The 11,862-nt window shown below is 34.5% G+C and carries 12 protein-coding genes; all 12 read right to left on the bottom strand.

The features are described 5' to 3' along the window. Position 1 precedes the first annotated feature (1 nt). Positions 2 to 1,222 carry a glycosyltransferase family protein gene (locus tag LWL52_RS09130; protein WP_242919043.1) on the bottom strand — a complete coding sequence of 407 codons (1,221 nt, stop codon included), beginning with the start codon at positions 1,220 to 1,222 and terminating at the stop codon, positions 2 to 4. Further along, the gene (locus LWL52_RS09135) at positions 1,219 to 2,217 is read right to left on the bottom strand and encodes a glycosyltransferase family 2 protein (protein ID WP_242919045.1); all 999 of its coding nucleotides are present in this window, start codon (positions 2,215 to 2,217) and stop codon (positions 1,219 to 1,221) included. Before LWL52_RS09135 ends, LWL52_RS09130 begins: the two co-directional genes overlap by 4 nt. Positions 2,218 to 2,244: 27 nt before the next feature. Beyond that, a complete protein-coding gene (locus tag LWL52_RS09140; RefSeq protein WP_242919046.1) occupies positions 2,245 to 3,138 on the bottom strand; it encodes an SP_1767 family glycosyltransferase in 894 nt (297 codons plus the stop codon). 148 nt (positions 3,139 to 3,286) lie between these two features. Beyond that, on the bottom strand, positions 3,287 to 4,165 hold the full coding sequence (locus LWL52_RS09145; protein WP_242919048.1) for a glycosyltransferase family 2 protein: 879 nt from the start codon (positions 4,163 to 4,165) through the stop codon (positions 3,287 to 3,289). Further along, the gene (locus LWL52_RS09150; RefSeq protein ID WP_242919050.1) at positions 4,152 to 5,399 is read right to left on the bottom strand and encodes a glycosyltransferase family 4 protein; all 1,248 of its coding nucleotides are present in this window, start codon (positions 5,397 to 5,399) and stop codon (positions 4,152 to 4,154) included. The genes LWL52_RS09145 and LWL52_RS09150 overlap by 14 nt, the downstream gene beginning before the upstream one ends. Next, a complete protein-coding gene (locus tag LWL52_RS09155; RefSeq protein ID WP_242919052.1) occupies positions 5,399 to 6,427 on the bottom strand; it encodes a glycosyltransferase family protein in 1,029 nt (342 codons plus the stop codon). Before LWL52_RS09155 ends, LWL52_RS09150 begins: the two co-directional genes overlap by 1 nt. 53 nt (positions 6,428 to 6,480) lie before the next feature. Then, positions 6,481 to 7,422 carry a glycosyltransferase family 2 protein gene (locus LWL52_RS09160; RefSeq protein ID WP_242919054.1) on the bottom strand — a complete coding sequence of 314 codons (942 nt, stop codon included), beginning with the start codon at positions 7,420 to 7,422 and terminating at the stop codon, positions 6,481 to 6,483. 1 nt (position 7,423) lies between these two features. Next, a complete protein-coding gene (locus tag LWL52_RS09165; protein WP_242919056.1) occupies positions 7,424 to 8,488 on the bottom strand; it encodes a glycosyltransferase family 2 protein in 1,065 nt (354 codons plus the stop codon). Positions 8,489 to 8,506: 18 nt separating this feature from the next. Then, positions 8,507 to 9,172 (bottom strand): DUF1919 domain-containing protein, encoded by a 666-nt coding sequence (locus LWL52_RS09170; protein WP_242919058.1) that lies wholly within the window; start codon positions 9,170 to 9,172, stop codon positions 8,507 to 8,509. 71 nt (positions 9,173 to 9,243) lie between these two features. Next, positions 9,244 to 9,912 carry an acyltransferase gene (locus tag LWL52_RS09175; RefSeq protein WP_242919060.1) on the bottom strand — a complete coding sequence of 223 codons (669 nt, stop codon included), beginning with the start codon at positions 9,910 to 9,912 and terminating at the stop codon, positions 9,244 to 9,246. An 83-nt stretch (positions 9,913 to 9,995) separates the two neighbouring features. Beyond that, positions 9,996 to 10,847 carry a DUF5672 family protein gene (locus tag LWL52_RS09180; RefSeq protein WP_242919062.1) on the bottom strand — a complete coding sequence of 284 codons (852 nt, stop codon included), beginning with the start codon at positions 10,845 to 10,847 and terminating at the stop codon, positions 9,996 to 9,998. Next, the gene (locus tag LWL52_RS09185) at positions 10,844 to 11,800 is read right to left on the bottom strand and encodes a glycosyltransferase family 2 protein (RefSeq protein ID WP_242919064.1); all 957 of its coding nucleotides are present in this window, start codon (positions 11,798 to 11,800) and stop codon (positions 10,844 to 10,846) included. The genes LWL52_RS09180 and LWL52_RS09185 overlap by 4 nt, the downstream gene beginning before the upstream one ends. Positions 11,801 to 11,862: the final 62 nt, after the last annotated feature.

The raw sequence follows: 11,862 nt of genomic DNA on the forward strand, positions 1-11,862 counted from the left end.
GTTAAAATGTCTGCCAGATTTCTGTCAACTTTTCGGCTTCTTTCTCCCAGGCAAGCTCTCTTGCTGCTGCAAATCGTGTTTGCTTCGCCTCCCGGATCGGTTGTAATTTCGCCAACACCTGTCTGAAAGCTGTTTCAAACCCCTCTGTACTCTGCTGAAAAACACTTCCTATCTGCGGGTGTTCATCTATAAATAATGCTTGTCCCCGGGTGTCTGTCGCTAAAACAAATAATCCCGCCTGTGCATAGGCAATAAGTTTGTTGGAGAGGGCTATATCCTTATTTATATCACTCCTGCTTATTTCAATTGCTAGGCCTATATCATAATTTGCAAGTTGTAAATGAAGTTCTGACTGAGGTAAAGGTTCTCTATATTCGATCACATCATCATATTGCTTTAAGAAAGCTTCATAAAATTCCGGTATTAAATTTCCTATCAACGTCAATTTCACACGATCTCTAAAACTATAAAGTACCGGTATAACCAACTCAAGCCCTCTGCCTGCTGCAATATTTTGAGAAAACCACACTAACTTAGTTCTAGAATTCGACAAGGATTTCGGCTGCTGGAATTCAAGCAAAGAAAATGCATTATTCAATAAAAAACGTTTCTGTTCAGACACATCATGTATGAAGCTAAATGTAGCTTCACCAATGAGCGGGCTTGCATAACTAACATAGGCCGCGGTAGGCAGTAACTTTTTCAGTATGAATTCCCTTCTTTCTTTTTCATTTCCGGCATCCCGTGATACCATTTCGCCAGGATGATAATCTTCAATGTCAAAAGCAAAGGGTATAGTGTATTTTTCAGCAAAATTATAGGCCGGGTAAAGGGACCCTAAATTATGGCTTATGATGAAGTCGTATGAAGAAGGTAAGCTTTCTAGGCTGCGATTCAGTAAATAACTTCTTTTATCAGAAGCAAAAGCATTTACTCTTCGGGAAAATTTTAAAAATTTATAAACCTTCCTGCAGCCGTATTGCACGCCAGAAGAAAATAGCCAGCTTAATAAATTTTTTCTTGTAGCAGGTATAGTTATAAACTTTACCCCTTCAAGAGATTCTCTTAAACTATGCTCAATATTATTAGTCCAGTTGTCAAAATCGAAAAGAACAACAGTGGGAAGGTAACCGGCTTCCACAGCAACCTTTACTTCCTTTAACAAGCGAGGGTTTGTAGTAAGATTGTTAGTGGTCAGAAAAAGTATATTCTTTGACTTCATCTTTCTTCCCTCAAATAATATTTCACCAAGCGTGCAGCTTTCCACCCTAAAGTATGCTTGATTACTTCTATCAATCCTCCACCAAGCGTTGGTAAAGCGGCATTAGTGTCCAGGGCATTGTATCTCCTTAAGGCTATTTTAGAAAGTACCCTGTGTTTTGGATAGGATGAAACGGCAAAATTCAGGTATTGCGTAGCGATAGCTTTTCTTAACTCTGACGTGTTTGTCTTTTTAAGCAAATAAGAATGCTTCAGATCAATTGTTAACAAGGTATTCTGAAGATAATTTTTACCAGTTTTCTGGCTTAAGCTAGCCTCCCTTAATGACCTTCGGTAATAATTATAAACCCCCGGTACATGCAAGACACCTTCGCTGGCCAGAACAACACGGGTAAAAAATTCGCCGTCATCATCGGGGCATCTATAGTTACGCCAACCGCCTGCTTTATCTATCAAATGACGCGGAACCAGCCAGGAGTTTGTCTGTATAAAATGAGGTTTGCCGTACCCTCCGTACAGGTTTATTAAAAAGTTTGCAGGGTAATCCGTGGAATAAATGTAGGATGACTGATCTACTTTCCTGCTCTTATTCAATAACTCTTCCTCATTGAAAAAATCAATATGATCACAAACGGCGACTTTATTTGGCTGCCTCTTTAAGGCTTCAACTTGTTTTTCAATCTTATCTTCCGAAAGAAAGTCATCTACATCCAGGAATTGAATATATTTTCCTGTTGCATTTGCCAGCCCCGTATTACGGGCTGCAGCTGCCCCAGCGTTCTTTTGCCTGATAATTCTGCATCTATCTGATTCAAAAGCTTTAGCTATAGCGTAACTCTGATCTGTTGAAGAATCATCTACAATAATCAGCTCAATATTCGAATAAGTTTGCGATAAAACTGATTTGATAGAATCCGACAATATATGCTGACTGTTGTAAACTGGGATTATAACAGACACTATGGGAAAATAAGCCGATTCTGGAGCTGCAGACATTATCTTTATGAGCTTTATACCACAATCCTATAAAACTGTAGCTATGATTTGTAAATTATATGTTACATCAGACACATGCTCCGGCGCTTTATTATCAAGTGCTTCATTTGTATGCTTATCGGGAACATTAATTGTCCAATTTGCTTTCATCTTATACCATTCATACTCAATGTCTATATGCCCTATATCAATAGCCTGATATCCTTCTTGGTGAAGATCATAGGCTAAAACAGTAGCTGTGGGCCCAAGAGCTATTAAAATAACATTATCTTTCCTTATCTTCTTAGCTTCTTCTAGAATATCATTGTATTTACTAAAGGCATTTACTGTCGGGCATAATATCCTTTTAATTGATTTAGTATTATCGAAAAGATCATTACCTAGCCCTAAACGGCTTTTGCTACCCTCAATTATAATAATATTCTTTTCATGCCATACTGATTTTATAGAATTAAACCTTTCATTAGCGAGTGTAATACTCTTGTAAATTATATATGGCCTTGTAATAAATGCATTATAATAAATAGTATCAGAATTTAACGATTTAGCCCAATAACCATAATATTTTGCCAGATGTTTAATCCAAATATACTTTGCCTTGTCTTTATACTGATTGAGATTACTAAAAACATCAGGGATACAGATAATGATTCCTTTTTCATTGGATCTAAGAACCTCCTGAAGTCTAAGGGATAGCTCTTTGGAAGCATTTTGAAATTCAATATCCTCCCCTCTCATCAGCCTGATCTCCCCATCTCCAAATCTCGCAACAGAGCTCTTACTAACTATTATCTTTTTTACCGTAGACTCTACTGATAGCACATTAGGTGTTAAATTTTTATATCTCAGGTAGGATTTAACAGCCACGTACCTCGCATTTGCTTTGTAGAACGAACCCTTAAATCTTATCTTCTCTATCAAATTGCCCATATAACTCAAAACAATGTCTCTACTTGTGTAAAGGCAAGTAAGTTTTAAATTAAATATATTTAAATCATATATATTTTAACCATTCTTATTTATAATTCTAAGTTTAAGCTATACTTGAATCTGAAAGCTGACTAGTTTTTCATAAATGAAAGATACCTTCAAAAGCATCTCTTATACTAAAATTAGCTGATCGCAAGGACTGCTTAGAGCGTTTTAAGTCATTGGACTTAGCATAAAAAGCGAAAACGTTAACGATAAACCGCCTTTTGTTTTTCTTTTGAAGGTATTGAATATCTTTCTGATCTAAATGTAAGTTAAGTTCGTCCAAAGCATCTCTTAAGTAGCAATAAGAGTTATGTAAGTAAGCATATTTATTATTAACCTCCTGTCCCTCATGTCTTCTATAGTATGATATGGGAAATGGAAAAACCAAAACGTGTGCTTCAGATGCTGCTTTAAGGTTGAAATAACCATCATTGGCAGGTCCATATTTGGTTGGAAACCCCTCTAAGTATTCAAAGAATTTTCTTTTTATGATCATTCCTCCCGGCCCTATCTGCAGGAATGGCTTTGTGAAAAAGTGTTTCTTTATAGCAGACTCCGGATCCAAAGCAAATGGCTCCAAGTGGCCCTCTGGACTAAAAACTCCAAATTGTGCCTTCTTATTAAGAGAAAAGGCTGTGGTGCATTTTACTAGAGAATCTTCATGAAGTAGATCATCAGAATCCAAGTATGTCAGTAAGTCTCCCTTTGCATAACTGGCGGCACGGTTCCTGTTTGGATAATCACCCAGGTTTCTCTCATTCTTGTATACAGCGATTCTGCTATCGGAGCTTTCATATTCCTTTGCAATTTCTAAAGTTCTGTCTGAAGAGCAGTCATCAGTTATGATCAATTCCCAATTAGTATAGCTGGATTTTAAGACGCTATCTATCGCCTCACTGATGTAGGATTCACGATTAAAGGCCGTCATTAAAATACTAATCAGCGGCTGCATTAAATCTTTATCGCCCTCCATCTTTCTCTTTTAATAAACTCTTGATTTGAGTATTTATACTTTCCCCAATCACTTGCCAATCGTATTGTTGCTTTACCAACTTCCGTGCATTTCGTCTTATCGAATCAAACTTCTGTCCATTTGTGAGCAACGCTAAGATCTGAGCGACAAAAGCTTGCGGATGATCAGCGATCAGCAGATGTTTTCCATCTTCATACCTTATACCCTCTGCACCTATTGTCGTTGAAACTACAGGATTGCCAAGGCTCATGGCTTCAAGTATCTTTAGTCGCGTACCGCTTCCACTTAGCAAGGGTACAATGGCAACTGACGCTCTGTAATAATATGGATTTACATCAGGGACAGTACCAACAAAGTTTACATTTTTGTCTTCAATAAAGGCTTTATAATAATCCACAGAAGCGTTCTGGCCAACTACAGTAAGCACCAAACCAGGTAGTTCCGATTTGAGTGTAGGAAATACATCACTATAAAACCATTGCAAGCCTTCCATATTTGGCTGGTAATTCAGGCTGCCACAGAATATAATTTCCTTTTTGCTATACTTCAAAGCATCCTCATCATAAGGCTTCTTTGAAGTGTCAACTCCATTGGATACAACTATTCCCGGTATATTAGCCTTATTTAGTCCAATAAGTTTTTCTCTGTCTTCTTTGCTACAGCAAAAGAAGCAATCTACACTTTTATGTAGTTGCTTTTCCTGTTGCAGTGCGCAATTAGCATAGCTCAATAATCTATTATCCTGCAGTGCTTTTGCCTGTTGTGCCCAGAGGTCTGAATCTACATTATGAGCATCATATAAATGGACAGAACCAGGACTTAGCCGTTTAATAAGTGCTGATAGTTCCCCAACTGCTTCAAGATTTTCATAATATACTATATCAAATTTTAACTCCCTTATTAAGGATGTTATAATGGGATATGATGCCAGAAAGTAACTGTTGGCTTGCCCCCTAATTATCCGCTTCTTTACCCTATAACTAATCGCATTCATAGTCTTCATATAGATACCGGAAGCAGAGTCGGGTATATGTATTCTGGAGGTACTCTTAATAACTACATTCTCTGGCAGAGTATAGCCATTAACTGAAGTAAAGGAGCCTTCCGGTTGGGTCGTAACAACATAAACTGTATGCATACGAGCCATTTCTTTTAAAATGTTAAAGCAACGCAAAGCACCACCTCCAACCGGTGGGTAAAAATTATAGGGTATGATTGAAAGAATGGTGGCCATTACTTAATACTCTTTCTTTCAATAAGTTCTAAAACTTTCATCAATTCAACTTTATTCCCTTCATAAAAATGAGGATAATAATCTATAAACTTTTCAAATACCTCTTTAGGAGTATTTAAAAGATCATAGTTTGTCTGAAAAGCTATTAGTTTATTAATCAAATCATTTCTAGAATGATAAACTGTAAAGATATCCGGCAATTTACCTTCCTGATGTATTTGCGGATTTTCATCTAATCGCCAAGACATTGGCCAAGATGAGCTTGAAGTAAATATTTGCACCCCTGCAGTCAGGCATTCAGCTATCGGCAAGCCAAACGCTTCTGGGAACTGTAATAAAATTACACTGGATTTGTTATAAATTGCTCTAATCTCTGTAGTAGTATATTCCCCTGATAAAGCGATATACTTAATTCCTAATTCATTTAGAACTTCTAGTTGATCTTCCCTATGAGATTCGTATCCAGCCTGTGCAAAATCAACTAAAACGATAAACTCATCTTTTGTATTTGGTATAAGGCCTGTATTGCGAAGATCTAAGCCTATACATGACCAAGGACCTTTAGCATTATTGATTTCAGTTGTGTCAGTTACAGCCAGATGGTAATCGTATCTCTCAATGGTAGGATCACTTTTAGCTAAAAGCTGGTCAATTTGTGTAGGAGCATTACCTAAATAATATACCTCGTAATAGAGTACGGGCTTACCAGTAATATTCTTTAATTTTTCAATATTATAATGATCTTTCCAAAAACCATTTGGTGTACATTCGCAAATAACAATAGCATCATATTGCTTTAGTTTTTTTAAAAATAAATGGTCTTGAAAAAAGCTTTGAAACTTTTTTCGAAGCCAAAAATGGTATTTGTACCTGTGAGCTTGCTCCTGATAAGAGTATAGCCTTGCTAAAACATCTATATTATGGAAGATATCAGCATTTATTCCAACATTTTTTAGCTGATATTTTAATGACTCAGCTAAAATTCTGGGACTTCGATAATCCGGCCGGCTAAGGATTGCTATTTTCAAAAATTGACTAAGCGAATAAGATGCATGATATAAAAACAGTTAATATCTGACTTTTATTTAAGATTAATTAACCTTTTGAAAAATCTTACCGGAGATAATATAGCTTTACCAAGACGATATCTAAAGCTTGTTTCAAAACTTATCCTTAGTTTGTGGTAATTTTTAATCTGTTCAACTAAAGCTTCTTCACAAGCCTGAAGCTCTATAGATTGGAGTAACTCACAGTTATTAGAAGACAATATATCCAATTTAGATGTCTGTTCTATCTGAATTATCCTGGCTAGTAGTGGCCAGGTATAAGCAGCTTTAGCGTTTACTCCTGTTAATTGATTATGTGTTAATGAATACAGACGTTGTTGAATAGTGTACAAAGGTTCTGCGATAGACACTCCCTTATAGACTTTCAGAATATTATAAACCCAATAAATATCCTCAGCAACTCTCCCCGCAAAGTACTGATGATATCCTGGATAGATCGATAGTACTTCCCTTCTTATCATCATGGTTGCACACATAGTTGGTGCAAAGTTTGTAAACTTTCGATTTCCAAAGGAAAGAAATTCGTCTTTTAAATGCTCATCTGTCAGGGATATCAAATTAACCTGCTTTTTAGGGCTATTAACATATCTGTAATTGGTAAAGCAAATTCTTAGATCAGCGTCATCTAAGAAAACCTTGACTTGTTTCTCTATTCTATCGGGCTCAGACCAATCATCTGCATCCTGAAAGGCAATTAAATCACCTCTAACTGTTTGTAAAGCTGTATTAACAGCACCAATTTTAAGTGTGTTTTTTTCTAATGCGATGATCTTGATTCTATTATCATTTATATTTCTAATTATTTTTAAGGTGTTATCTGTAGACGCATCATCAACTAGAATTATTTCAATGTTTTTATAAGTTTGGTTGACTATTGAAAGGATAGACTTCTTAACATATTTATCTACATTATAACAAGGTATAATTACAGAAGCAAGGGGCAATTCATTAGACATTTTAAAATAGCTTTGATACAAGAAGTTTGCAGAAGTGTTTTAACAAAAAGGTATCAAATTTCCCTATTTTCATTAGCTCATAAATTCCGCTTTTTGCATTGGCAAAGTCCTTTTTAATAAAGCATAAATTAATAAATTTTTTTATAAAATATATTTTTAGTTGTTTTTGGTTAATTGAACAACCAAATTTCCAATCCCTATTTAACTGCCTAACATCTGCGTCTGAATAAATATACTTTTCCCAGAAGCTTCTAATAAATTCGGGTACCATTATAAAACGCTGCAGATCTAAAATAATACTGCTACGCTCATTTAAAAAATTATCTTTTACTTGATTAGACACAGTTTTAGAATTTTCATGGAATCTGAAATTCACTACAGGGTCTTTGAGTTTATAAAAGTTTTGTTGACCATATAATAAAAGGAACCGTACCCAAAGCTCTCCATCCATGATAAAGTGCATGTCTTCCGGTACAGGACTAATTTGTTTGAACTCTCTTAATCTAAAGAAGGTAGATGGTTGAGCAATCTGGCAAAATTCAATAGTTTCTTCAAGAGACTCTTTAAGTACAGTTCCTTCTCTAAGAATAGTTTTTCCATTGTTCCAAACATGATTCTCATAACCTGATACAACTAAAATCTCTGGATTAACCTTGAAAATTTCTGCTACTTTAAATAAGGCACCAGGTTCTAACCAATCATCACTGTTCAGCCAATTTACTATATCACCTGTACAACGTTCAAGTCCCTTATTTATCGCATGGCTCTGCCCTTTATCAGGTTCACTTATCCAATAAGTTATGTACGACTCATATTTTCTTATCACCTCAAGAGTATTGTCTGTACTTCCCCCATCAATGATAATTATTTCAAGATTTGGATAATTCTGTTCTATAGTTGATACTATAGTTTGCTCTATAAATTGTCCTTGATTAAATGAGGGGGTTATAATTGAAATTTTAGGAAAATAAATAGGCTTATTGCAATTAGTAAGTTCTTTGCTACTTCCCTTTGACAATTCTAAACTCCCGGAGAGAGATTTGTATATACTATTTTGAATGTTCATTTCCTATAATTTTTTGGATTAGGCATTAAGCCATTTTACGACATCAAAGTAATTTCTATACAGCCAACGATTATCATAAATATTACCAATGCTTGGTTTGCCGTCAAATGATTTTAAATGAACTAGTGATTTAATAGAAGGTATATCTTTAGCGCTAAAAAAGACTTTTTGATAAGGTAAATTATCAAAAACTGTGATTTCATTAATATTACATTCCTCATTATCAGAAAAAGATAAATACAGATTATCAAAGTTCACTCTTTCAGCTCTCTTAGTCCATTTCTCTTTGGCTTCCTGCTCACTTTTATAATGCAAAAAGTGAATTTCAATCTCCCCATTTATTAAACCGATTGGATAATAACTCATCTCACGTAATCGGTTTCCCTTTTTGTATTTCGATTGATTAATAAAGGTTATCTCCTCCTGAAGATTACTCCTGAGATCTATCAAAAACTTTATATAGCAGGGAGCGAAAAAGAAAAGACCTACTGTTGGCGTTTTATAAGAAAGCTGAAGGTCCTCATACACGCTTCCTCCCCAGCAGTTATTAGAAATTATAGTAAAGTCTTTATTGCGATTTGATTTCCGTATATAATATAAGTAAACCTTCTCTCTTATTTCGTTTAACCTATAGTTCACATACCTTCTATAGAAACTTGATTTTATTCTTAATAAGTTAACCATAGATCCTTGATATAATTTTCCATAGTTAATCTGCAAATAATAAAGACTTAACAGATACTTAATTAAAATTATTAATAAATACGCTCTCTTTTCCAGTCAATATTAGTACGAACAACTCTCGATGGTATTCCCGCAACTACAGAATGAGGAGGTACACTCTTAGTTACAATTGAGGCAGTTCCAATAACACTATTATGGCCAACAGTTACTCCCTTTAAGATTTTAGCATGTGCTCCTACCCAAACATGCTCTTCCAAGGTAACATTTGCTGCCCTATTTATTCTCTTACCAGTTTCTAAATCCAAAATACTATGTGAATCACCGGTCCTGATTTCAACATGCCTTGCTAACATACAATCTTTTTTAATTTCTAGCTTTGAATAAGGTTCTGTTACAGCTAAATGTCCTCTCTCTATAGTTGTGTTCTCATGTATCAGAAGCGAACCATATCTATCTTCCATCCATAATTCACCCTCACCAAAATAACAGTTTTGGCCAAGATAAAGACGATGATTATCTCCTCGTAAATAAATAAGTGTATTTCTTATAATTGTATTAGAACCAATAATTATTTCATTGTTATTCCCTATTACATCAACTAAAACATTGGTTAATAGGCCCTTGTTGGAAAAATAATTATTAATGCCCTTAAGCTTGACGGATTTAGCTCTCTTTTTTTCTAAAAAAGATTTCTTAAGGTATGTAAACGGTACCTTTAAGTATCTAAGAACTTTTAACAAATGACTAATAGTTAGAATGATTATACAACAGGAATACTTTAAGAACAATATCTAATAATTAATTATGTATTCCTTTTCAAAAATTAAATTTGAGAGGGTATAAATTGTTTCCAAAAATCGTAATGATATTTAGTCCAGGCATGACAGCCAAAAGGCAGCTCTTCTCCATTTAGCAAAAATAAATATTGAGGGTTTACTTCAAAGCTAAATTTTGAAGCATGTTCTACATCTGCAACCTTAAATTCCTTTGATATTTTTGAGGCCAATACCCCCCAAAAGAAATCTTCATTAATATTTATATCTTTATACTTCAATATAAGGTTAGCCTCTTTGATATCAGTTTTAAACAGAAGCCTTATAATAATATTACACCATTTGTTTGTACTACTTTTTAAACTAAGCAACCCTAATAATACTACTACTATATTCAAAACCTTATGAAGCCTTTCAACTTTTTGAAGGACTCCTAATGCTGACCTAATAGTATGCAGTGAAAAGCCGCCATTACCTACTCCTGCTATTTTTAAAGATGTAGATTCACTCCAATCTTCAAACCACGGTGCACCAATAAAATCAAAGTCTGTCATACACCATTTAAAAAGATCATCCTTAAAAACGTATGCATCAAGTTGATATATAAGAATGTGGCTATAAAGAGTGAATTTACTATAAAAAAAATAGCTTTTTAGTAATTGATTATATCCATCTATATCAGAAAAGTAAAAATTCGAGAAGACATGACATTGTGCCCTAATATTAAATTCTACAGCTTTCTTATTATAACTGGTAAAGTTTAGTCTTTCAGGGCCAATAAAACAAATATCATGTGCATTCAAGATTTTAAAGCTCTGTTCTAATGAAATTATTTCGTAAATAGAAAGCTCATTAAAATCTTTGTAAACTGGGATTATTATACATGCTTGCACCTTCTTCATATTCTACATAGACAAGATTTAACCCACTTCAGAATTTTAGTTTCAAAAACCTTATGAAAAGCATGGGCAATTACCCCTTTTTTATTTTTTTTGTTTATTGTAGAAGATGAATAATACTCACTGATACATTGTATTACATAATCAGACTCAACTAGTGGAATAGACTTAATTGCTACACTATCAGTAACTTCTTGGTATAAGTACCGTTTATCCATCCCACAATGTTCACCAGAACCATCGAAGCCAATGTTCCTAACTAATGATTTACCAGGATGCAAGCAAAATCCATTGTGTAAAAAAATACTTGCATGCCACCTTATAGCCCAAGTGTGGAGATCTCCAGTTACATTCGCCTCAAGCTGTTCAGAAAAAGCTGTTCCTTGTCCTTTATTAAAATTTCTTTTAGTAAAATTTTTACTAGTCTTTAACTTTTCATTAAGAGTATATATATCCCAGATAAAATTATCCCAAGCTCTTTTCCATGTTGCCCAACCCCAACAAGAATTAACATTGTAGAAGAAAAGCTCAGGAAGAGAACATGGTACAGGATGAAAGTGTCCTGCAATATGGTACACTTGTTCTTCAGATTCATATTGACTTAACGCCTTGTTCATATAATTTAGGAAGCCAGTACTTGTTACAATATCATCTTCAAGTACTATAACTCTTCCATGATCATTAATAACTTTTGTAATGCCATCCACAATTGAATCTGCTAAACCTTTATTAGTTTTAGATTCAATTATAACAACCTCTTTGCACCACTGTTTTTTTCTAAGTACTTTTCTTGTTAAATTTATTTCTTCTAAAGCTTCTACAGTAATATCTGCCTTAGGCCCATCCGCAAAAATATATAAAACCGATTCGTCAGCTAAATAATTATTAGATAAGGCTTCCAATGTCTTTAGTGTATGATCTGGCCTATTATAAACAAATAGAACTATTGGTGCCATTAGAGTTTTCAATGGTTAGACTAGCAATTAATCAGCATCAATAACAGTTGCCTATTAAAGTT

It is taken from the genome of Pontibacter liquoris (assembly GCF_022758235.1).
In the GTDB taxonomy this organism is placed as follows: domain Bacteria; phylum Bacteroidota; class Bacteroidia; order Cytophagales; family Hymenobacteraceae; genus Pontibacter; species Pontibacter liquoris.